Source organism: Frankia sp. EI5c (assembly GCF_001636565.1).
Taxonomy (GTDB): domain Bacteria; phylum Actinomycetota; class Actinomycetes; order Frankiales; family Frankiaceae; genus Parafrankia.
Window position 1 is genome coordinate 17112 of record NZ_LRTK01000095.1, and the last position, 21837, is coordinate 38948.

General features: G+C 70.8%; 16 protein-coding genes and 10 pseudogenes. 7 read left to right on the plus strand and 19 right to left on the minus strand.

Translation table 11 applies throughout. The features are described 5' to 3' along the window. Positions 1-316 precede the first annotated feature (316 nt). On the plus strand, positions 317-947 hold a 631-nt coding region (locus tag UG55_RS42580; protein ID WP_242425013.1), incomplete at its 3' end, for a glycosyltransferase family 4 protein. 837 nt (positions 948-1784) lie between these two features. Here UG55_RS42580 and UG55_RS46380 read toward each other — a convergent pair. Both UG55_RS46380 and UG55_RS23840 read right to left on the minus strand, forming a co-directional pair. Beyond that, positions 1785-2843: pseudogene (locus tag UG55_RS46380) on the minus strand (Gfo/Idh/MocA family oxidoreductase); the annotation flags it as partial. Positions 2844-2865: 22 nt separating this feature from the next. Next, positions 2866-3804 carry a glycosyltransferase gene (locus UG55_RS23840; protein ID WP_242425009.1) on the minus strand — a complete coding sequence of 313 codons (939 nt, stop codon included), beginning with the start codon at positions 3802-3804 and terminating at the stop codon, positions 2866-2868. Between the two features lie 587 nt (positions 3805-4391). Here UG55_RS23840 and UG55_RS48125 point away from each other — a divergent pair. The 4 genes and pseudogenes from UG55_RS48125 to UG55_RS48140 form a co-directional block, all read left to right on the plus strand. Next, positions 4392-4597 (plus strand): hypothetical protein (locus UG55_RS48125; RefSeq protein WP_396230998.1); only part of this gene is annotated, 206 nt, incomplete at its 3' end. Between the two features lies 1 nt (position 4598). Continuing rightward, a pseudogene (locus UG55_RS48130) lies at positions 4599-4820 on the plus strand (acyltransferase family protein); the annotation flags it as partial. Between the two features lies 1 nt (position 4821). Then, positions 4822-5442: pseudogene (locus UG55_RS48135) on the plus strand (acyltransferase); the annotation flags it as partial. A 1-nt stretch (position 5443) separates the two neighbouring features. Then, positions 5444-5768: pseudogene (locus UG55_RS48140) on the plus strand (hypothetical protein); the annotation flags it as partial. Positions 5769-6040: 272 nt separating this feature from the next. On the opposite strand, the gene UG55_RS23850 reads toward UG55_RS48140, so the two are convergent. The 10 genes and pseudogenes from UG55_RS23850 to UG55_RS23880 form a co-directional block, all read right to left on the minus strand. After that, positions 6041-6736, minus strand: a complete 696-nt coding sequence (locus UG55_RS23850) for a protein tyrosine phosphatase (RefSeq protein ID WP_242425010.1) — start codon at positions 6734-6736, stop codon at positions 6041-6043. Between the two features lie 148 nt (positions 6737-6884). Further along, positions 6885-8050, minus strand: a 1166-nt coding sequence (locus UG55_RS42590; protein ID WP_242425011.1) for a bifunctional diguanylate cyclase/phosphodiesterase, incomplete at its 5' end; no start/stop codon positions are given. A gap of 1 nt (position 8051) precedes the next feature. After that, positions 8052-9221: pseudogene (locus UG55_RS46385) on the minus strand (diguanylate cyclase domain-containing protein); the annotation flags it as partial. A gap of 421 nt (positions 9222-9642) precedes the next feature. Next, positions 9643-9801, minus strand: a complete 159-nt coding sequence (locus tag UG55_RS29670) for a hypothetical protein (RefSeq protein ID WP_199865244.1) — start codon at positions 9799-9801, stop codon at positions 9643-9645. 3 nt (positions 9802-9804) lie between these two features. After that, positions 9805-9961 (minus strand): annotated as a pseudogene (locus tag UG55_RS42600) (sortase); the annotation flags it as partial. A 1-nt stretch (position 9962) separates the two neighbouring features. Then, a pseudogene (locus tag UG55_RS46390) lies at positions 9963-10914 on the minus strand (class E sortase); the annotation flags it as partial. Positions 10915-10923: 9 nt separating this feature from the next. Continuing rightward, positions 10924-11736 (minus strand): energy-coupling factor ABC transporter ATP-binding protein, encoded by an 813-nt coding sequence (locus tag UG55_RS23865; protein WP_066073360.1) that lies wholly within the window; start codon positions 11734-11736, stop codon positions 10924-10926. Then, entirely contained in the window at positions 11733-12515 is a 783-nt protein-coding gene (gene cbiQ, locus UG55_RS23870; RefSeq protein WP_066073363.1) for a cobalt ECF transporter T component CbiQ, read from the minus strand. The genes UG55_RS23865 and cbiQ overlap by 4 nt, the downstream gene beginning before the upstream one ends. A 7-nt stretch (positions 12516-12522) precedes the next feature. Further along, a complete protein-coding gene (locus tag UG55_RS23875) occupies positions 12523-12978 on the minus strand; it encodes a PDGLE domain-containing protein (protein WP_083986371.1) in 456 nt (151 codons plus the stop codon). Beyond that, complete coding sequence (locus UG55_RS23880; protein ID WP_242423679.1) at positions 12975-13844, minus strand: energy-coupling factor ABC transporter permease; 870 nt, start codon at positions 13842-13844, stop codon at positions 12975-12977. The genes UG55_RS23875 and UG55_RS23880 overlap by 4 nt, the downstream gene beginning before the upstream one ends. 204 nt (positions 13845-14048) lie before the next feature. Here UG55_RS23880 and UG55_RS23885 point away from each other — a divergent pair, with 204 nt between their 5' ends. Continuing rightward, positions 14049-14933 carry a glycosyltransferase family 2 protein gene (locus UG55_RS23885; protein WP_066073366.1) on the plus strand — a complete coding sequence of 295 codons (885 nt, stop codon included), beginning with the start codon at positions 14049-14051 and terminating at the stop codon, positions 14931-14933. A 25-nt stretch (positions 14934-14958) separates the two neighbouring features. Here the strand turns inward: UG55_RS23885 and UG55_RS23890 are convergent, their stop codons facing one another. Further along, the gene (locus UG55_RS23890) at positions 14959-15750 is read right to left on the minus strand and encodes a bifunctional 2-polyprenyl-6-hydroxyphenol methylase/3-demethylubiquinol 3-O-methyltransferase UbiG (protein WP_066063473.1); all 792 of its coding nucleotides are present in this window, start codon (positions 15748-15750) and stop codon (positions 14959-14961) included. A gap of 1022 nt (positions 15751-16772) precedes the next feature. Between UG55_RS23890 and UG55_RS23895 the strand changes: the two genes are divergently transcribed. Next, positions 16773-17423 (plus strand): glycosyltransferase family 4 protein, encoded by a 651-nt coding sequence (locus tag UG55_RS23895; protein ID WP_396230803.1) that lies wholly within the window; start codon positions 16773-16775, stop codon positions 17421-17423. Here the strand turns inward: UG55_RS23895 and UG55_RS23900 are convergent. From UG55_RS23900 to UG55_RS42620, 6 genes and pseudogenes are all read right to left on the minus strand, one after another. After that, on the minus strand, positions 17424-18099 hold a 676-nt coding region (locus tag UG55_RS23900), incomplete at its 5' end, for a bifunctional 2-polyprenyl-6-hydroxyphenol methylase/3-demethylubiquinol 3-O-methyltransferase UbiG (RefSeq protein WP_242423680.1). It abuts the gene before it with no gap. Between the two features lies 1 nt (position 18100). Beyond that, a pseudogene (locus UG55_RS45725) lies at positions 18101-18161 on the minus strand (hypothetical protein); the annotation flags it as partial. A 341-nt stretch (positions 18162-18502) separates the two neighbouring features. Further along, positions 18503-19488: RNA polymerase sigma factor (locus UG55_RS23905; protein ID WP_304440448.1), on the minus strand; the 986-nt coding region annotated here is incomplete at its 5' end. 1 nt (position 19489) lies between these two features. Further along, a pseudogene (locus tag UG55_RS42615) lies at positions 19490-19681 on the minus strand (RNA polymerase sigma factor region1.1 domain-containing protein); the annotation flags it as partial. A gap of 40 nt (positions 19682-19721) precedes the next feature. Next, positions 19722-21028 (minus strand): toprim domain-containing protein (locus UG55_RS23910; protein ID WP_242425012.1); only part of this gene is annotated, 1307 nt, incomplete at its 5' end. A gap of 1 nt (position 21029) precedes the next feature. Further along, positions 21030-21617, minus strand: a pseudogene (locus tag UG55_RS42620) (CHC2 zinc finger domain-containing protein); the annotation flags it as partial. Positions 21618-21837 lie beyond the last annotated feature (220 nt).

Genomic DNA, 21837 nt, shown 5'->3' on the forward strand with positions numbered 1-21837 from the left:
CGGAGCCGACGTGCACCGGGTCGACATGCTGCACTCCGGGCAGCGCCTCACGAACGCCGTCCGGATCAGGTTCGCCCTGCGCGCGCTGCGGACCGGGCTCCGGCTGCGCCAGCTGGACTGTGTCGTGGCCTGCCACAGCAATCTCATACCCGTCGGCGCGGTCGTCGCGAAGGCCGCCGGGGCGCGGACGGCACCGGTTCTCTTCTACGGCAACGAGATCTGGGCGCTGCGGCGCTTCCGGCGCACGCTGCTCTCCCGCGTTCCCCTGCTCCATCCCGTCACCATCAGCTCCTACAGCGCCGGCGCGCTCTCGGCGATGCGACTCGCGCCCATTCTCCCGCCGGGTGTCGCGCCGGCGTGGCGGTCGACGCTGATCTCAGCGGGTGAAAGGCGCCGACCACCGGCGGATGTCCCGACGGTGTTGACGGTCTTCCGCCTGTCCGCGTGGCAGAGCAAAGGCCTGCCGGTGCTGGTCGAGGCGCTCGCCGCGATCCGGCAGCACACCGGACCAGTTCGCCTGGTCGCCGCCGGCGTCGGGCCGATACCCACCGATCTTCGGGACTTCGCCGCTGCTCACCCCGAGCTGGAGCTGCATGAGAACCCCACCGACCAGGAGCTGTCCGGGCTCTACGCCGCGGCGGATCTTTTCGCGCTCTGCACTCGTACCACCCCGCCCAGCAGCGGCGAAGGCTATGGAATTGTACTGATCGAGGCGCAGCTCGCTGGATGTGCCGTCATCGGCCCGGCATCCGGCGGATCTTACGACGCGTATCAGGAAGGTCTCACCGGAGTCACGCCGACCGACGAGTCGAGTGAGGCGCTCGCCGCGCTGCTCGTCGAGCTGCTCACCGACCGGGAGAGAATTACCCGGATGGGCCGCCGGGCGGCTGAGTGGGCCGCGGCCACCACCGATCCTGACGACTATCTCCGCAAGGTCTTCTCCGTGTNGACGGGAACAGCGGCGTTGACGGGAACAGCGGCGTCGACGGGAACAGCGGCGTCGACGGGAACAGCCGCGTCGACGGGAACAGCCGCACCGGTTGGACACCGGAGTGTCCCCGGGCAGCGGAGACCCGCGGAGAGGCAGTTCGTCGAGGAGCGTGCGAGCGGCCGGAAGCCGGTGTCGTCTCCTTCTCCCGGCGAACCGCTTCCAACACGTTCCGCCTGAGTGGCCCGTCGCCCGCTGCCGCCCGCCGGCTCGGCTCCGACTGGCGGCGGGCGGCGCCGGGCGACGCCGGTGGCGGGGCAGCCGCTCGACCACCACCCACCGACTACTACTGCCCGCTGGAGATCTCCTGGTCCAGACGCAGCGTGAGCCCGGCCGTGGCGGCGAGGGCCGCGGCGTCTTCTCCCGGAGATCCCCGGACGATGCCGCGGCATATGGTGTCGTACATCACNGGATAGCTGTGCTGCCGGTTCAGTCGGTTCCGCCGGAGCACTCGGGAGTGGTCCTCGGCCTCGTAGCGCGACCAGTCACCGATCCGCACGGTGCGGCCGTTGGCCCGCAGCTCGGTGTTCTCCNGCTGGCCGTACCGGCTGCCGCCGGCGCTGGTGAGGGTCAGCGAGAGCACCGAGTCGTTGACGAGCTCGATGGTTACCACCACGACATCGGCGCGGGCCCGGAAGACGGCGCTCCGGCGGACCTCGGCGAAGTTGTTGAGCCACAGAAAATGGTCGATCCAGTGACACCCGTTACTCACCAGCCGGCTGCGCGAAACCGGCCAGCCATACCAGTGCCGGCGCGGCAGCGGCTCCTCGAAGACGACCGAACTGTAGCTCAGCGNGGCGGCCTTCTCCTGAAGAAGCAGATCCTCCCGGATCCACTGGTTGAACGGCGAGTAACGCCGCTGGAAACAGGCGAAAAGTCGTCCCCCGCGCTCGATGCTCTTCACCAGGAGCTCGAGATCGCCGGCCGTGGTGGCGAGGGGCTTCTCGACCACTGCCGCCGCACCCGACGAGAGTGCCGAGATCGCCAACGGCGCGTGCGTGTGATGGTAGCCGGCGATGAGGAAGACATCCGCCCGCTCAGTTTCCCTCGGCACCGGGGAAGTGTCCCAGCAGATACTCCGCCGTGGCCGGCTGCCGATCTGGAGCGGGTCCTGCTCGTGTACCCGGATGACGTCGAGGTGCCGAGTCACACAGGGCATTATCTGAGTTTTGGCGTAGTTGCCGAGCCCGAAGAGCACAGCCGTCGGCCGCGCCTCGACCGCGCGCCCGGCCCGCGGCCTGCGGGCGGGAGCGATCTCCCGGACCGGCGAACCGGCCCTCAGCACCCGGTCATCCGCGCGATGCCGGGTTCTCGCCTCGCCCGCCACCCAGGAGACCAGCCGGTCCACCGCCACGGAGTCGACCGGCTGCCCGGAGAACGGCGACCAGCCGACGATCCGGGTGTCCGGGATCGGTGGCCCGGCCGACACGGGCGCGGCCCGGAACACGACCGGCCCGGTTGGAACGTCAAGCCCGGCGGGTCGGAGGAGATCGCGGTGCAGCACCACCCGCTCCATGCAGGCGGCGTGGCCCGGCGCGACGAAGAACACCGGATCCTCGGCGTGGAAACCGTCGGTGTCGCCGGCCGCGGCGACAATCCGGCCCAGGCCCGCCGCGACGAACCGCTCGTTCCGCCACCGCTCACGGTAGCGGCTGACCACCTTGCGCATAGTCGCCCGCGTGCCCACCTGACGCACGTAGGTCACCAATCGGCGGGTATCAGCCGATCGCACGAAGAAGATGTCATCCACGACCTCCAGACGAACCCAGAGCACCGGAGAAATTCTCAGATGCTCGGGCGGGAGAGCTTCGTCCAGAAAGCCATCGATCCATCGGTCGGCGAGCAGAATTCGCATTTACCCACCTTCGGGAATTCGATCACCCCCACTGCGACCAGCGGGCGGCACGCGGTTCGTCGAGGAACGGTGCCGACGCCGAGGGAAGCCTCCCGAGGCCGTCCACGATGCCGTGGAGGACGAGAGTGGAAAGGCGCAACCCCCGGCGCCGAACCAGATCCAGCACGATCGTCCGGGGAAGCACCACCAGCGCCGACCAGAATGCGATGATGGCGGCCCGTACTCGCCACCGCTGCAGCCGAGCGAACCAGAGCTGGTTGCGCGTGTAGTAGTAGCCGTAGGCGCCGGACGGAATCGTGCCGCCCCCACTGTGCCAGGCTGTCGCCGGGCTGAGAAGGACCCGCCAGCCGGCGCGCCGGGCACGCCGGCAGAACTCCAGGTCCTCCCAACCGAGGAAGAATCGGGCGTCCATCGGAACCTGGCGATGACATTCGGCCCTGATGAACATTACCGCACCGGTAACCCAGTCCGCGTCCTGGATATCCGCCCGTGGCGGCACCCGCAGGACCCTCGGCGCGCCCAGCACCCGGGTTGTGGCAGCAGCGCCGGACTGCAGCCCGGTGGCGTTCACAAGTGTTGGTGCCACTATTCCGACTCCGTCGCGACTAACAATCTCCAGGCATTCCTCGATGGTCGCGTCATCGATTCGGATGTCGTTGTTCAGGAGGATGTAGGCGGTGGCCGACGGGTACTCCTCGGCGCCCCGGCGGAAGCCTCCACCGAAGCCCAGGTTCCGGTCGGGGACGACCCAGGCGACACCGGGTGGCAGTGCGCCCGGTCGGGCCGCGAGGTCGTTCGCGACAGCTACCACCTGATCGATCAGCGGGCTGCGATCCAGGCGGGCGGCCAGTTCGATCGTGGGACCGGTCGGGCCATAGTGGACGATCACGGCCACCGACTTCTTCGTCATTCTCGGGCTCCACCACTCGACGCCGTACTGGGCGGCGCTCCCGGCGGGCACGGCCGCCGCCCGGGAGCACTGTTGGCAGGAATGACCTGCCCGGACGGAAAAGCATGTCCGGCCGGTGGGCATCCGCGTCCGCCCCACCGGGCCAGGAACATCCCTCGGCTTCTTCGGAATATTGCCCGTTTTCGCTGCGAGGACCAGCGACAGCACCGGGAGGAGCACCCTGGACGGGTCTGGGACGAATTGCCCCACCGGCTCCACCGGACGCTTCCAAATCAGTTAAACAAGGCGGAACCCTAGCACCGCTTCGACCGCAACCGCACCAGCAACGCGCGGGGCACCACGGAAGATCGGAACAGGCGTTCCGACGCCGGACCGACGAGGCACGACTACGCCCGCCGGACAGTTTTCACGACCTTCTCCGGGACCCGAGACCCCCGGGAGCACGACCTCGGATCTATTCAGCCAGGAGCAATGGGTGCGACTCGCCCTATCCCGTCCACCGTTCTGCCAGCACACCGAAGCCTTTATGGTCGTACCAGCAACCAGGGCAGCTACGGATCCGGCTCCGTGGCACCCCAAAACGGCCACGGCCGCCATTCGTCGCACCAGGCGGCCGTTCAGCACAGGAGCGCAAACTGATGACGTCATTCGGTGGGTGGTTGCGCGAAGCTGGCCGGTGGCGACGACCGCGACCTTCACCGGCCGCATGCGATACATCCGGCGCGCCCCCCAGACTGTCCCTGGCCTTCACGTCGGCCAACAGCTTCAACGCACTTCGGCTGACCTTTGCCAGCACCGTTCTCGCCGTGCATGCCGTTGCATTCGGTGGGTTTTCGGACCGGCCNGTCCAGGATTTCGACCTCGCCGCCCTGGCTGTTGACGGGTTTTTCGTCCTCAGCGGGTTCCTGATAGTTCGCAGCCGGCTGCGCTGCCGGTCCACCGCGCGATACCTGTGGCACCGGGCCGTCCGCATCATGCCCGCCTTCTGGCTGTGCCAGCTCGTGGTGACGTTCATCGTCGCCCCGTTGGCCTGGCTGTACACCAGGGGCACCCTCGCCGGGTACCTCNCCGCGAGCCCCCATGGACCGTTCGCGTATCTCCTGGGCGGCCTGACCCCGCGGATCAGTTTCCTGGATATAGCCGGAACCCCCGCCGACGTCCCGTTCCCACCGGCCGGCTCCGGGATTCCGGCGGCCTGGAACGGGAATCTGTGGACACTGTGGTGGGAGCTTCTGTGCTATCTGGGCGTTGCGGCGCTCGCCGTGGCGGGGCTGCTACGACGCCGGGTGATCGCCGGTCTGGTCGGCGCGATGCTGACGACTCTGCTGGTGATCAAGCTGGATCCGACCCGCGCCGGCGAACTGCTCGGCGCGACCTTCAGCGGCTCCTACGGTCGGTTCGCCACGCTCTTCCTCTGCGGCGCCCTCATGTCCGTATACGCGCATCGCATTCCATGCTCGCGGCTGCTTGCCGCCGGCAGCGCCGTCCTGGTCGTCGTGGCCTACTACGACCACGGAACGGGACTGCGGACGCTCGAGCACACCTCGGTGGACTACCTGGTCGGCGCTCTCCCGCTGGCCTACCTCTGCATCTGGCTGGGCATTCGCCTCCCCCTTCGGGGGTTCGGAAAGTGGCCGGATCTCTCCTACGGCGTCTACATCTACGGGTCCCCCGTCCAACAGCTCGCGGNCGTGTACGGCGTGCACCGGCTCGGCTTCGGCCCTTACCTGGTGGTCACCATCGCGGTGACTTTCGTCCTCGCGACGGTCAGCTGGTTCGCGCTGGAGAAGCCGGCGCATGCACTCCGAAGCTGGACTCCCGGAGCCTTCAGCCGCCTGCGTGCGGCCAGCCCGACGTCCCGGGCGATCTGGCCCATCAATGCACATATTCCGCGCCAGCGGACCTCCAGCCTGCGGGACAGCTCGCCCGGGGCCCCGGCGGGAGCGGGGGCGATCCCGGCTGCGCCCGACGGCACGCCCGCCAGCGGCGGCGAGGTCGCTTCCCGTGAATCTTGACCCGTGCGGGTGCCTGACGCAGCGGGGCGGGGTGGCTGCCCGGCTGACGCGGGGACAGGCGGGTGCGTTCGGTGATCTGACGGTGGCGGGATGCGTGTTCCGCCAGATGGGGGGCCCGCTGGCCGTGCGTCGACCACGTCGCCGCGGGCCGGGGTGCCCGCGGGCGGGGCAGCGGACGTCGAAGGGGGTGGGGCGGCCGTGTCCCGGCACCGGCCCCGGCCCCGGATCCGTGACGGTGGTGGCGTCCAGAGGTGCCGGGGGATCGCCTACGGTCAGATGCGCTCCGCCCGGAGCCCGAGCAGATCCGCCAGCGCGCGTTCCACGGAGCCGAGCGCGTCGTCGATGAGGTCCGCGCAGGCGTGGAAGACCTCGAGATCGTCACCGAGCGGGTCGGTGAGGTCGTCGAGATCGGGAGATGCCGGCGGCGCCATGCCGCGGGCAGCGGCCGCGATGTCCACCAACGCCCGGCCCACGGCGCGCAGGCGCGCGGGCCCGGCCCCGCTGCCCTGATCCGTGGCCACAGCGGCCGGCGAGCGGTACCGCAACCGCGCGGAGTCGGACTCCGACAGGCGGGCGAACTCGCGCAGTGTGAAGCAGCGGCGGACGGCACGCGGCGCGAGCGCCACCACCTCCGCCCGATGCTGGCGGGTCGCACAAAGCACGAGGTCGGCCTGCTCCACCATCGCGGTGGTGACCTGGCGGGCGCGGAACCCACCTGGTTCCGCGCCCCGCTCACCCAGCGCGACGGATGCGTACGGGTGCATGGGTTCGCCAGCGCAGGCACGGACTCCCGCGCTGGCGACCCTGAGCGCCGCCTCCGGTGGAAGCCCGGCCTGGGCTACCAGCGGGGCCAGCCGGGCCATCGCCAGCCGCTCGGCGATCGGCGATCGGCAGATGTTGCCGGTGCAGACCACGAGCACCGACCAGCCCGCTCGGTCCGCTGTGGAATGCGGGCGCTCGACTGTCACGCGACCTCCCATCACCGACCGTTCGATGCGCCCCGCGATCCGACGCGACAGCGCGAACGGTGATCACCTAAGGAAATCATCCAGACACTGTCCGAGGTTGGACGGTGGCCTCGTGAACCCGTTCGTGTCGGTGGCGCGCCCCGCCACGTCACCCCGTCAGCCGGTCTCCGTGCGCAAACGGACCGGACGACCACCTGGCTGCCTGGTCGACGCGCGGCGCACCGCGGAGCGCCCGCGACCGCGCTGCCGGGCCGTGCGCCCCGGACCGCGGCGGCAGTGAGTTCGGCTGGCCCGGCCTTTCAGTCGTCTCGGCTTCCGCCGAGCCGGGCGCCGACGCCTGGGTCGGGGTCCGCCTGGCCTCGGAGCCGACCTGCGGAACCGTCCGGGCGCCGCGCGGTCCCGCGGTCACCCGGATCGGCCCCGTCATCGCCGGCTCACCAGCCTGCGGGAGCCACCGGCGACGGTCATCCCATTCCTTCAGCCAGCCCGGCAGCCGCTCACCCATCATCGGACGGGACACGAAGTAGCCCTGTACCTCGTCGCAGTTCCAGTCTGCGAGCGATGCCCACGAACGTGCGGTCTCGACGCCCTCGGCAACGATGCGCAGCCGCAGCGCGTGGGCGAGCGAGATGGTGGAACGAACGATCTCCGCCGCCGACGAGTCGCGGTCGATGTTCCGTAGGAAGCGCTGGTCCAGCTTCACCTCGTCGGCCGGGAGCTCCAGCAGATAGGCGAGGGAGCACAAGCCGGTGCCGTAGTCGTCGAGGCTGACCCGAACACCGTGCTCCCGTAGGCCGGCCAGCGTCCGCTGCGCCTTCTCCAGCACCGTGATGAGCCCGTTCTCGGTGATCTCCACGACGAGGGCCGACGGCGGCAGGCCGTGGCTGTCCAGCGCCCGGCGGACCTGGTTCACGAAACCGGGGGTGACGATGACCGCGGCCGGAACGTTCACCGAGACCGCGATCATGGAGCCGGCGCGCCAACGGGCACAGTCGGCCAACGCGAGATCCAGGACGCGCTGCGTGAGACGCCCCATGAGGCCCGCGCGCTCCATCTCGGGCAGGAACAGGTCCGGCGGCCGGAGGCCACCGGTTGGGTGCCGCCAGCGCACCAGTGCCTCGACGCCGCTGACCTGCCCGGTGCGCAGGTCCACCTTGGGCTGGTAGCGCAGCTCGATCTGCCCGGCGTCCAGGGCCTCGCGCAGGTCGGCGCGCAGGCCGAGGCTCGCCCTGTCCCCCAGCTGGCAGTCGGGGTCGTAGACCCGCTGGCCGCTGCGACTGCCCTTGGCCGCGTACATCGCCTCCTCGGCCCGCCNCATGAGTTCGAGGACGCTCCGGCCGTGCTCGGGGGAATGCGCGATTCCCACGCTGACCTCGGCTGGCACCCGCAGGTCGTCAAGATGCACGGGCGTCTGCAGCGCGGCCCTGATCCGCCTCGCCACCGCTTCGGCGCCCGCGAGGTCGACGCCCCGCAACAGCGCGGCGAACTCGTCGCCGTCGATGCGCGCGAGCAGGTCCTCCGGTCGGAGAACCGATCGGAGCGTCCTGCTCACGGAACGAAGCAGTCGGTCGCCGTGCTCGTGGCCGAGCGTCCCGTTGATGTCCCGGAGGCGGTCCAGGTCGACGAGGATCAGCGCGGCGGGCACCGGACCCCCGGCCCGGTGGCCCCCGGCCAGCCAGCGGGTGGCCGTCACCATGAAGTAGCGGCGGCCCGGCAGGCCCGTGAGGTCGTCACGGCCGTACCACCGACGCCGCGGCGCCCTCAGCAGACGTTCCCGGGCCGGTGGCGTGGGAAGCCAGCACGCCACCGCCGTCACCAGGCAGATCGCGACCGCGAGAGCGGCCGCCGCCGTCGGCTCCGGCCCACCGCGGCGGGCGCACCAGATCACCACGGCGATCAGGAGGACCACCGGCAGGGCGACGAGCGGAGCGGCCAGGTGCAGGCGGGAGTGCCCCCCACGACCGCCTTCCGCCCGCGGCTCCGGCCCGAGCCGCGAGCGGCGGCGCCCGCCCGGGTCGTACCCGGGCAGCAGGGGTGGCGCGGGCACCACGGACGGCACAGGCGCCGCGGACGACGCGGGTGGGGCGGACGACGCGGGCGGGGCGGACGACGCGGGCGGGGCGGGCAGCGCGGGTGTTGCGGGCAGCACGGGTGTGGTGGGCGGCGGGTTGGTGGGCGGAACCGCCGCGGGCTGCTCCGACGCCGCCTGTTCAGACCCTGCCTGTTCAGACCCTGTCTGTCCCCGGGCCGCCTGGTCGCGGCCCTCGTCGGGCGCTCCTCCGGTTCGCGGCCTTCCTGTTCCCACCGCCGAGGTCGGGTACAGGCGGCCCGCCGCCGCGGGCGTCGTCGAGGGTGCCAACGGCTCTGTGGGCGCGGCATCCCGCGGCGAGATCGGAACGGCGGAGCCGGCTGGTATCGCGGGTGTCGACACCGCGCGAGCCGCCACTGCGCGCGACGTGATGATACGAGCGGTTGTCCGCTTCATCTTCGTCCTCGCCGAGGTCACCACAGGCGCTCACCCGGCGAACCAGCCGGCGAACAATCTTGCCTGGCCATACGATTTTCCCCCGAAGTCGAACCTGCGTCTGTCGGAAACGGACTCACCGGGCATCGCCCGCGGCGGCACCTGCTTGCGCCCGGTTCGTTCGTCCCTGCGGTACGCGAGCGTAACGCGCACGAGTTGGCAGGTTATCGGACCTCGGGTCCATTGGTCCGCCCGCAAGCGGAGCCGCCCCCTCCGTTCGTTCACCGCGGTGCACAGCGATCGGAATTTCCTGATTAGCGGCCACCGTTCGCCGCTTCAACGGCACCTTGCCGCTACCTGTGATCTGCATGTGGTCTGCGTCGCGACTCCTGCCGGAGATACCCCCCGTACCACAGGAAGCAACGGCACGAGTCGCCCCGGGTTAGTCCCCGACAGTTACGCTCGTAGCCGGCAGATGCGACTCGACCATCGGGAACACCAGGAAGAGCAGAATCGCGACGGCGGCCAGCACGAGGAGCACCGCCAGCGGGACCCTCACCCGCATCGGCCCCGGCAGGTGCCTGAAAACCCAGCCGTACATGGTTCACTCTCCTCGCTGGTCCGTGAGCACGGGGGGCGGCCCTTCACTCTTGTCCCTCGCCTCGTCCAGTTCCGCGTACACGATGAGCCTGCTCTTCGCGGAGAAGCGCGGATGGCAGGTGGTCAGGGTCATCACCGCCCTGGTCGGCTTCTCACCCACCNGGCCCGGAACGGGGTAGGTCACATCCAGTCGATGCGGGTCCACTATCTCGGAGCCGGTGACCCGGTACGTGAAGTACCTGTCGGCCACCTCGACCACGATGGGATCCCCGACCTTGAGTTCGTCGACCCGACTGAAAGGCTTTCCGTAGGTCGTTCGATGCCCCGAAAGAACGAAGTTACCGATTTCGCCGGGGAGCGCCGACCCTGGAAAGTGCCCGGGTCCGCGGCGCAGGGCCTCGGTCGTCACACCCTCGACAACAACCGGGGCGTAGTCCGCACCGAGACGCGGCACCCGCAGTACGGCGATCCCGTCACCGATCTCGACCGGCGGGATCGACGGCTGCCGCTCGGGAGCCGTCGACGGCCGCGGAATCGTCTGATGTGACCAGGAGTTTGCCAGATCGTCGCGGATCCGGGCCTGTGTCCGGGAAGCGAAGATGTCAGTGATCCACAGCTGGTAGACCATGAAAAGGACCACCACCATGCCGGCGGTGATCAGCAGCTCGCCCGCGCCCCGTACGACCCGTCCGCCGACGGCTGGGCGTGCCGGCGGGGCCGGCGGGTGCTGTGCGCCGGCCGGTTGAGCGTCTTCATCCCCCCCTCGCCCGTCACCCGCGGGTCTCCGCCGTGCCTGGAAGGGAACGGCGAACCACCCACCACGGCGCCCGGCGCCGTTCGCGCGCTCCTGGCCGCGCCTCGACATGACTGTCGGCGAGTCCTCCTGGGCGGCGAGCGGTCGTTCGTTCCGACCAGCGGGAAGGCGCTCACTCTGGGCCGGCACCGCGACAGCGTCGGGCTGGTCCCGCGCATCCGGCGCACCCATCAGCTCATCAAGGCTGGTAAGACCGGCCGGTTTGACCGGGCCGTCCGTCTCGGAGAGGTCGACGGATGACTCCGCCGGCAGGAGGGTCCTCGGCTTCGGCTCGTCGCCAGGGGCTCCATCAGCGGTCATGCTGTTACTTTAAGACATCAACTCACTACTCTTAGCAAGGACGTGGCGCGGGTTGAAGCCGAACGGCAGCTCCAGCCGGTGGGCCGCCATCAACGGCTCGTCGCTCAGGAGCGCCGCCGTCGGGCCATCGGCCGCGATCACGCCCTCGTCGAGGATGACCGAGCGTGGACACAGCTGCAGGGCATAGGGCAGGTCGTGGGTGACCATGATCAGGGTCAGCTCCAGGCCACCGAGGACCTCGGCGAGCTCACGGCGACCGGCCGGATCGAGATTGGCGGACGGCTCGTCGAGGACGAGGACATCCGGCCGCATGGCGAGCACGGTCGCCACCGCCGCCCGGCGCCGCTCCCCCAGGCTGAGATGGTGCGGCGCCCGCTCCGCGTACCCGGCGAGACCCACGGCCGCCAGGGCGTCGGCGACCCGCTCGGCCAGCTCAGCACCGCGCAGGCCCAGGTTCGCCGGCCCGAAGGCGACATCCTGGCCCACCGTGGGCATGAAGAGCTGGTCGTCGGGATCCTGGAACACCAAACCGACCCGCCGCCGGATCTCCCGCATGTTCCCGGACGTGACCGGCATGCCGGCGACCCGGATCGACCCCGCGCCGGCGGTGAGTATGCCGTTGAGGTGCAGCATCAGGGTCGTCTTGCCCGCACCGTTCGGGCCCAGCACCGCGACCCGCTCGCCGTGGGCGACGGTGAGGTCGATTCCGAAGAGCACCTGACGGCCGTCCGGGTAGGCGAAGGCGAGCCCGTCCACCTCGACCGCCGGCCGGCCGGCGACGGACCGGTCGGACCGGTCGGCTGCCGCGCCCGCGGCGGTCAAGACAGTCCACCCGGCCCGAGACCCCACCCGGCCAGGGCGATCACCACACCGAGCAGGACCAGGCCGGCCGCGAGCGTCCACTGGACCGGTCGGGGCGCGGTGACCTGGAGGGTTCCGGGGATGGTTCCCGTGTATCCGCGAGCGAGCATGGCGAGGTGGACCCGTTCACCGCGTTCGTACGAGCGGATGAAAAGGGTGCCGAGCGACGCCGCGAGCACGCCGGTCGCCCGCAGCGAGCGGGCCTCGTGCCCGCGGGAACGACGGGCCACGCTCATGCGACGCATCTGGTCCACGATCAGGCCGGCGTAGCGGATCATGAAGGAGGCCACCGCGAGGATCACAGCTGGCATCCGCAACCGCTCAAGCCCGACGAGAAGATCACGGGTCGGCGTGGTGGCGGCGAGCACGATGACGGTCATCAGGCCGAGCGTAGCCCGCGCCAGCAGGCCGAACCCCTGTTCCAGCCCCGGCCGGGAGAGCCCGACGCCGAGCACCTCGACCCGTGGACCGCCCACGACGAACGGCAGCGCCGCCGCGAAGGCAAGGAAGGGCAGCTCGACTGCCAGCCGGCGCAGTACGAACAGTGGCCGGAGCCGCGCCGCCGTGCACAGGCCGACCAGCACCAGCAGGTGTACACCGAATGCCCGGCCAGCGGTGATCGGGGTGGACACCACGCAGATCACATAGCCGAAGGCCGCCACGATCTTGCACTGCGCCGGCATCCGGTAGAGGGCGCCGCTCCCGGGCTGGAAGGGATCGAGGATGTGCGCACCGGCCATCGCGTTGTCAGCCCCCGCCCACCCGGTCAGGTCGGCGGCGAGGCGTCGCCGCCCGCCATCGGGCCCGCACCGCGAGCCCGATGGCCCCGCCGACGGCGTAGGCGATCGAGACCCCGATGACGCCGGCCAGGCCACCCGCGAGGCGCTCGTTGGCGATGCCGGACACCGCGTAGTCCGCCAGTGGCCAGTCCGCGAACGAGTGCTCCTCGGCCTGCTGGCTGAATCCTTTATCCTGTGCGACCTTCTCCAGGCCGTCCGGGCTCGAGCTGGCGTAGCCGGACACGAAGCCGGCGAGCAGGAAGGCCACCAGCAGCCCGAGCATGACGAAGACCGTGTTGCGCCGCGGAGTGGACGCGGTGGGCGCCGCGGGCTGCTCTGCCTGGCGGGCGCCTGATCCGTCCGTGGGGGCGGCGGATCCGTCCGTGGGGGCGGCGGATCCGTCCGTGGGGGCGGGCCCGGTCATGAGTGGCTCCCCGCGTCCGCGCGACGAGTTGCCTGCCCGACCGCACCGGCGCCGACCGCGGCCACCGCCGGTACCGAACCGGCGGGAGCGGGGGGAGCGGGGGGCGCCGCCGCGGGTGCCGGACGGCGAACTGCCAGCGCCGACACCTGGCGCAGGTCACGACCGCCGTACACGAGATCCGGCCGGGTGCTCATGACCAGGCTGATGGTCGCCGCGGTGATGGCCGCCTCCCCGATACCGATCAGGAGGTGAACGCCGATCATCGCACCGGCCACGCCGCCGAGCGGAAGGTCGACCGTCCCGCCGAGGGCGAACTCGACCACGAACATGCCCGCGGCGAGCGGCACGGTCAGGAACGCGGCGACGGCGGACGCGACGACCACGGAGGAGGCACGCCGCGGCAGTACCCGGCGGAGCACGGCGAACAGCCCGTATCCGCCGACGGCGCCCACCAGCGCCATGTTCGTGATGTTGAGCCCGAGGGCCGTGAGCCCTCCGTCGGCGAACAGTGACTGCACACCCAGCACGACCGCGAGCCCGATCGCGCCCAGCCAGGGCCCGACCAGGACGGCCGCGAGCATGCCGCCGAGCAGGTGGCCGCTGGTTCCCATCGCCACCGGGAAGTTGAGCATCTGGGCGGCGAAGACGAATGCGGAGACCAGGCCGGCCAGCGGCGTGAGCCGGTCGAGGTTCTCGTGCCCGGCCCGCTTCACGGCGTAGGCGACTCCCGCGACCGCGACCGCGCCGAACGCGGCGGAGGTCGGCGCGTCGATAAACCCGTCCGGGATGTGCATGATCTCCCCTTCGCACGTGGCGTCCGGTTCGGCCGCGAGGCGGGCCCGCAAGCTGATGCTCAGAATACGCATCTGCGACTGATTTGCAGGTGATAACGCTGCGCCCGACATTTCCCGGGAGGGACCAGCACCTGGGCGGCCGGCCTTCCGACATCCAGCGCCACACAGCCGCGCTTCGATACTCCGAGTAATCGGATCGCTATGATTCGCAACCAACGCGGTGGCGGTCACCTCGACCTGCCGCACTCCCGCGCCAGGTCCGCACGAGGTGAGGCCATGAAGACCATCGCCGTGATCATCCACCGGGACCAGGCGAGCTCGACGGTCGATCTCGCGACGCGCCTCGACGTCTCCGCCCATCTCGACCAGGTGGCGGTAGTGGCCAACGACCGCTCCGAGCGGGCGGCCGGGCTGCCCGCCGGCGTGAGCTGGCTGGTACCCCCGCGCGACCTCGGTCGCGGCGGGGCCTTCCGGTACGCGGTCGAGGCGATGCCCGCGGCCGCCGCGTACCTGCTGGTCGACAACAGCGTGCGGATCGACGACCTGACCATCGGGGTGTGCCTGGAACTGCTCGCGGGCGCGAACATCGGAGTCGTCGCGCCCACGATCGTGGATGACGCCGGCCGGCCGTACACCCCGGTCCTGCCGACGCGACCGACCCGCTTCCTCGTCCTCCCCCGGATCCTCGGCAGCCCTCCCGACGATCGCCCCAGCGAGGCCAACTGGGTGGACGGCACCGTGATGTTCGTCAAGGCCGAGTGCCACCGGCGGGTACCGATGGACGGGCGATTCTTCCTGGGCTTCGAGGACATCGACTTCTGCCATCGGGTGCGCCAGGCGGGCTGGAGTGTGGTGGTCAGCCGCCGACCGGCGCGGCGATCCGGCGCGGAGCGGATCCCGACCGCGCTGCGCGACTACTACGAGGTACGCAACCGGCTCTGGTTCACCCGCATCCACCACTGGCGTGCCCGCACCTTCGCGGCGGTGCTGTGGACCGCCCTCGTGACCCTGCCACGGGCGGCGGTGCTCGAACGGCGGGGGGCGCACGCCTCCCGACCAACCCGGCTCGTCCTGCACGGCCTGCTGGACGGGCTCGGTCCCATCCCGCCGCACGGCGGCCCCCGACCGGACGAACCGAGAGCCACCCGGTGGGCCTCGTGACGGTGTGTCCTCGCGGCGGGTGACGCTAGGAGGGGACGGCCGGGGTGTCGCCGCCGGACCGGCCCGGGGCTGGGATCGGCGGCACCGCCGGCTCCCGGGCCTCGTCGCGGGACGCGGCCCGGGGCACCGCCCGAGCGGCACCCGAAGGCCACGCCCGGTGGCTGTCCGGCACCGCGAGGAAGACGGACTGCCAGGCGAAGAGGTTGGGTCGGGTCCTCAGCGCCCAGCGGTCGGCGCGCTCGACCAACGGCTCCGAGATCCACTGCCGGCTGCGCCACCAGGGCAGACCACCGCTCGCCCCGGCGGCGAGGATCTCCAGACCGCTGTCCTCCAGCAGCCGGCGGGCGGTCCGCACCGTGAAGAAACGCAGGTGGGTGACGTCCATGACGCCGGTCTCGGTGTAGTCGAACCGGCCCAGCAGATGCGCCGCGCGCTCCCGGTAGTGGGCGACGTTCGGCAGCGCGACCAGAATCCGCCCCCCGGGCGAGAGCACCCGGCAGGCCTCGGCGAGCAGCGCCGCCGGCTCGACGAGATGCTCCAGGATGTGCGAGAGCACCACGAGATCGAAGAACCCGTCCGCGGCGAAACCCAGGCCGTCGGCAAGGTCCACGAGCTCCACGCTCTCGCACTCGGCGGCCGCGGCGGCCAGCTCCGCCGGGTCCCGCGTGACGCCGGTGACCCGCCAGCCGGCGTCGCGCAGCAGCCGTGCGTTGTCACCCGCGCCGCAGCCGCAGTCCAGTGCCCGGCCGGGCGGGATGTCGACGAGATCGAGCAACGCCGAGTTTCCCTTGTTGCGGTAACGAAGGTCTGTGGACATCGAGGACACCGTGCTTCCTGTAGTCGCTTCCCTCTTGCTTGTCNCTTCCCTGTTGTCCGCGCATGGCCGCGCCCGGTCACCGGGGGAGCCCATCGGACACTCAAAGTGATACTCCAATCACATCAAGCAAGGATGAGACTGAGGGTGCGCCACGCCCCCACGGCCACAGAGAGACCTTCGACGCCGAACCCACGACGACACGGGCGCCCGGACTCGACGGACACGGCCACGCATCGCGGCAACTACGGAGAGATTAACTACTATCACTTTCCGTGCCTCTATCTCGCAGATCGCCCGTCACGCCCGACCCGGTTTCGGCCGCTCCACAAGTGCTCCTGTTGAGCACGGCGACGGCACGCCCAGACACCGCACGTCACCTTGCCGCGGTCGTCGGGGGCCTGCGCTCGGGCGGCGCGCAGGTCACCTGCCTGGAGTCGGAGGAACCGTTCTGGCCGACCGGCCAGCACCGCCGGGAGGACCAGCGCGGGCCGACCAGGCCAGCGGCCTCGGCATCGTCAACCGGCCCGCCCACACCGAACGGCCCGCCCACACCGAACGGGCCGACCGCGCCGGGTGGGCCGGGCAGGCCGGCCACCCGGTCCGGGCTGACGGCCCGTCCTGGTCACGCGGCCGCGGAGTTCGCCTCTCGGTGCCGATCGGTCTGGAACTCGGCCGCGCGAGCCCGCGGACTGGGAACGCTGGACGCCGTCGTCGTGGGGCATATGGACCTGATGCCGGCCGGGCTGGTCGCCGCCCGGCTCACCGGCGCCGGTCGGGTGCCGGTGCTGTTCCACGGTGTCGATATGTGGACCATGCAGCCCCACCTGCGGTTCCTGCTCCGCCATGACCCCCGGCTCTACCCGGTGACGACCAGTTCCTTCGGTGCCGGGGCATTGTCCAGGACACGTGTGGGCACGATCATCCCGGCTGGCCTGGAACCCGGCTGGCGCCAGACCCTCCTCACCGAGGCCGTGCGTCGGCGTCCGCTGCCGCCCGTCCNCACCGTTCTCAGCGTCTTCCCGCTGGACGAGTGGGAGGCGAAGGGGCTGTCGACGCTGCTGGAGGCACTGGAGACCGTGAGCCAGCGGCTGGGACCGGTACGTCTGGTGATCGCGGGGCCCGGCCCGGCCCCCGGCGCGCTGCACGCCCGCCTGGCCGCCCGAGAGCACACCGAGCTGGAGGAGGACCCCGGCGACGAGGCGCTCGCCCGGCTGTACGCGACCGCGGACCTGTTCGCCCTGTGCACCAGGACCCGGACGAGGCCGCCGGTCAGCGGCGAGTCACATCCCACCGCCCTGCTCGAGGCACAGCTCGCGGGCTGCGCGGTCATCGGCCCGGCGCAGGGTGGCTCCCGCGACGCCTACCAGCGGGGGGTCACGGGCTGGACGCCCGCGGACGAGTCCGCGCCCGCGCTGGCCCACGTCCTGTCCGATCTGCTTGCCGACCGCGCGCGCCTGGCTCGGGCCGGACGACAGGCAACCGACTGGGCACGTGCGGTGACAGATCCCGCGGAGCACACCCGGGCGGTGTTCGGCGCGCTGCTGGGACGCCAGCCGGGCGAGAACGTCGGCAGCACGGACACCGACCCGCACGACCCGGTTCATGCCGCGGCATCCGCCCAGGCCCCGGCCCCGAGATCCGCGACGGAGGACGCCCGAGCCGGGCGTTCCTGATCAGGAGCTGGCCGCGGGTTCCGCCACCCGGTCCGGCGGCCAGACGGATTCCCGGTCCGCCCGCCGCGGAACAGGATCGTGCCGGCGGACCGCGACCAACAGGCAGTTCCGCTCGGGCCTGCCCGCGGGGTCCGGCTCACGCAGGAGGTGGAGCTCGACGTCGGCGAAGCCGGCCCGCTCGATCAGCCGAACCAGATGCTCGGCGGCGCGCGGGTGGTGGGGGTCCAGGTATCTGTTCCGTAGCCCGCCACCGCGCACGGCCCGCCGCCGCTCGGACCGGCCGGCGGGCCTCGCCGACCTCAGCTCCAAACCCGGCTCCGGCCCAGCCCCAGACTCCGGATCGGACTCGGGCGCCGGACTCGAACCCAGGTCCGCCGTCGGCCGCGGGTCCGGCAGCGCCGCCTGAAGGACGAGGCGCCCGCCAGGGCGCACGCTCGCCCGCACCGAGCTGAGCAGGGCCGACAACTCGTCATCGCCAAGTCGGCTGGCCATGGTGAGGGAGACGGCGATGTCCACCCGCCGGCCGGAACCGAAGAACTCCCGAGGAGTCCGATAGTCGATGTTGATCGCCGGGTTGAGGACACGCGCGCAGGCGAGAACTCCGCGGGAGACGTCAACCGCCGCGACGGACCAGACCCGCCCGGACACCGCGCGGGCGAGGTAGCCGGGGCCGCAGNCGACATCGAGCAGGTCCTGCTCCGGTGCCAGGTACGGCTCCAGCACGTCACGGACGAACATCTCGCGCGAGACGCGGCTGCGGTGCGCCGCGCCGCCCAGATTCCGGCCGTGGAAGTAGTACGGAGCCAGCCCGACCAGCCGCAGTGCCAGCCCTGGCCGCCAGGACGGCGGGGTCAGAGCCAGCAGCAGACGAACCCACCAGGCACCCAGGAACGTCCGCCAGCCGAACGCCGCGAGGACAAGCGACCGGACAAGCGAGACGCGTGGGTACTGGGACGCACCGCCGTCAGGAAGTCCGGGAGTCGCAGATCCTTCTTCCGGACTGCCTGACCGCTGCGCCACAGGGTCCGACCCTTACAGGGCGAACACGTGAAGTCAACAAACGACTACAGCGAGTTCGACTATTCCAGGTAGTCGCGCAGCTTCTGCGAACGAGACGGGTGGCGCAGCTTGGACAGCGTCTTCGACTCGATCTGCCGGATGCGCTCCCGGGTCACGCCGAACTCGCGGCCGACCTCCTCCAACGTCCGCGGATGGCCGTCCGTGAGGCCGAAGCGGAGCTGGATCACCTTCTTCTCCCGGTCGGAGAGCGTGTGCAGAACCGAGTCGAGCTGCTCCTGCAGGAGGATGAAGCTGGCCGCGTCGACCGGCACGACCGCGTCGCAGTCCTCGATGAAGTCGCCGAGGTGGGAGTCCTCCTCCTCACCGATCGGCGTCTCCAGCGAAACCGGCTCCTGGGACACCTTCAGGATCTCCCGGACCTTGTCCGGGGTGAGGTCCATCTCCTTGGCGATCTCCTCAGGGCTCGGCTCCCGGCCGAGGTCCTGCAGAAGCTGACGCTGTATGCGGATCAGCTTGTTGATCGTCTCGACCATGTGCACGGGGATACGGATCGTCCGCGCCTGGTCGGCAATCGCGCGCGTGATTGCCTGCCGGATCCACCAGGTGGCGTACGTGGAGAACTTGTAGCCCTTGGTGTAGTCGAACTTCTCGACTGCCCGGATCAGACCGAGATTGCCCTCCTGGATCAGGTCCAGGAAAAGCATGCCGCGCCCGACGTAGCGCTTGGCGATCGAGACCACCAGTCGCAGGTTCGCCTCGACGAGCTTCCGCTTGGCGATCTGCCCGTCCCGCTCGATCGCCTCCAGGTCCCGGCGCATCTGCGGAGAGGTCTTCTTCGTCGCCGCCGCGATCTTCTCGGAGGCGAACAGACCCGCCTCGATCCGCTTGGCGAGGTCGACCTCCTCCTCCGCGGTCAGCAGCGGGACCTTGCCGATCTCCTTCAGGTACATCCGTACCGGGTCGGAGGTCGGCGCCTTGAGAGCGAGCTCCTCCTCCTCACGACGCCGACGGGCAAGCAGATCCGCCTCGTCGGCGTTCTCTCCTCNCGCCTCGAGGACCTCGATGCCCTCGTCGTTGAGCACCTGCAGGACCGTCTCGGCCTGCTCAGGGGGCAGCTCGGCCGCCTGGATCGCGACCGTGACGTCCTCAGTGGTGAGGAAACCAATCTCCTTGCCACGGGTGATGAGGTCCTTGACCTCGTCCACCTGGGCCTCACGGGGTAGGACGGTGGGACTCATGGGCGGAATCTCGTCACTTCCTTCTCGGGATCGACCCAGGTTACGCGGCACCTACGCCCCGCTCCCGGAGTTGGAGCTTGTGCTGTTCCAAAGCAATCAGCTCACCGAACGCACGGTTGAAGGCATCGATGTCGGATGTCGGGTTCAGCCTCTGCACCCGCGACTTGACTTCCCTGATCCGACGGGTCACATGCAGCTCCTGAACACGCGACATCTGCTCGTCGACGTAGCGGTCGTCCACATCGTGGTCGCACAGCACCCCCTCGACGGCGAGCGCGAGGACGAACCGCCGCAGTTCCTCCTCCGGCACCGCCTCCACGACAGCCGCGACCCAGCCGGCCGGGTCACCGGCCGCGGACAGCCCCGCGCACACCCCGCCCGCCGCGGCGATCGCCTCCCGGACCGCGCGGTGCGCGGGAACAGTGAACAACTCCGCGGCGAGCATGTCGAACAACGGGCCGGCCAGCCCCGGAAACTGCAGGGCGAGCTTGAGCGTCTCCCGCTCGACGATGACGGTGGCGTCGTCGGGTGCGGGGTCCGCCCGCCGACGCGCGGCCGACAGCACCGCCGCGCCGTCCGCGCCGCCGGCCGGCTGGGTCCGGGAACGGTGCTGCGCGACCCGCTCGACGACGAACCGCTCGTCGAGGAAGCCCAGCCAGCGGTCCAGGTTGACCGCGTACCGATGCCGGATGCCGGCGTCCTTGAGCCGGTTGACCAGCGGGGCGGCCGCGTCGAGCGCCGCGAGGCGGCCCTCCGTCGTGTTCAGGTCGTAACGGTCGATCACACCGCGGATCGCGAACTCGAACAGCGGCTGCCTGCTCGCCACGAGGTCACGCACGGCCGCGTCACCCCGCTGGGTCCACAGATCGCACGGATCGAGGCCGTCCGGCTGCACCGCGACGAAGGTCTGGGTGACGAAGCGCTCCTCGTACTCGAAGGCCCGCATGGCCGCGGCCTGCCCGGCCTTGTCTCCGTCGAAGGTGAAGACGACCTCGCCGGCCCTGCTGTCCGAATCCATCAGCAGCCGGCGGACGATCGCGACGTGCTCGTTGCCGAACGACGTCCCGCAGCTCGCGACCGCCGTCGTGACGCCGGCGAGGTGACAGGCCATGACATCGGTGTACCCCTCCACCACGACGACCTGGTAGCGGCGGGCGATGTCACGCCTGGCCAGGTCGGCGCCGTAGAGCAGCCGGGCCTTCTTGAACAGTGGGGTCTCGGCGGTGTTCAGGTACTTCGGCCCGGCGTCGGGCCCTTCGGCGAGTCGCCGGCCGCCGAAGCCGACCACCTCGCCACCGAGATCACGGATCGGCCACAGCAGCCGGTGGTGGAACCGGTCGATGAGCCNGCCGCGGCTACCGCGTTTCGCCAGCCCACCCAGCTCCAGCTCCTCGGCGGTGAACCGACGGGCGAGCAGATGGCGGGTCAGCGAGTCCCAGGACGAGGGGGCGTAGCCCAGCCCGAACCGCTCGGCCGCCGCCCGGTCGAAGCCGCGGGCGGCGAGGAACTCCCAGCCCGCGCGGGCCTCCGCGGCGGAGTAGAGCTGCTCGGTGTAGAACTCGGCGGCCAGCCGGTGCGCCTCCAGCAGCCGCTGGCGCTGGCTCGTCACCGCCCGGCTGGTCGTGCCGCCACCCTCGTAGGTCAACGTGATCCCGGCCCGGCGGGCGAGGCGCTCCACCGCCTCGGGGAAGCTCAGCCCGTCGATCTTGCGGACGAAGGCGTAGACGTCACCGCCCTCGTTACAACCGAAGCAGTGGAAGAGACCGACGGAGGGCCGCACGTTGAACGAGGGCGACTTCTCGTCGTGGAAGGGGCACAGCCCGACCAGGCTGCCGCCGCCAACCGGGCGGAGCTGAACATGATCGGCGACGATGTCCGCGATGGGTGACCGCTCCCGGACGAGGGCGATGTCGGCGTCGCGGATACGTCCAGCCACCGAACCCTCCCTGGTCACGTCCGGCGGGCCCGCCAACGACGGGCTCCGACTTCACTGGATAGACGGCGCCACCCGGCCTGGGGTTGCGCATCGCGGGCTTCCGTGTCCGGTCACCTGATTCGACGTTGCCGGCGACCGAGCCCGCCGGGGGCGGCGTTGCCGCCGAGCGAGCGGAGCCGCCGATGACGTCGGTGTCAACGGGCCTTTCGCGTGATGGTAC

Bases quoted from the DNA above. Each gene is read 5' to 3' on its own strand.
- UG55_RS23885 (WP_066073366.1), top strand. From the start codon at position 14,049: ATGAAGACCATCGCCGTGATCATCCACCGGGACCAGGCGAGCTCGACG.
- cbiQ (WP_066073363.1), bottom strand. From the start codon at position 12,515: ATGGCCGGTGCGCACATCCTCGATCCCTTCCAGCCCGGGAGCGGCGCC.
- UG55_RS23890 (WP_066063473.1), bottom strand. From the start codon at position 15,750: ATGTCCACAGACCTTCGTTACCGCAACAAGGGAAACTCGGCGTTGCTC.
- UG55_RS23875 (WP_083986371.1), bottom strand. From the start codon at position 12,978: ATGACCGGGCCCGCCCCCACGGACGGATCCGCCGCCCCCACGGACGGA.
- UG55_RS29670 (WP_199865244.1), bottom strand. From the start codon at position 9,801: ATGTACGGCTGGGTTTTCAGGCACCTGCCGGGGCCGATGCGGGTGAGG.
- UG55_RS23880 (WP_242423679.1), bottom strand. From the start codon at position 13,844: ATGCGTATTCTGAGCATCAGCTTGCGGGCCCGCCTCGCGGCCGAACCG.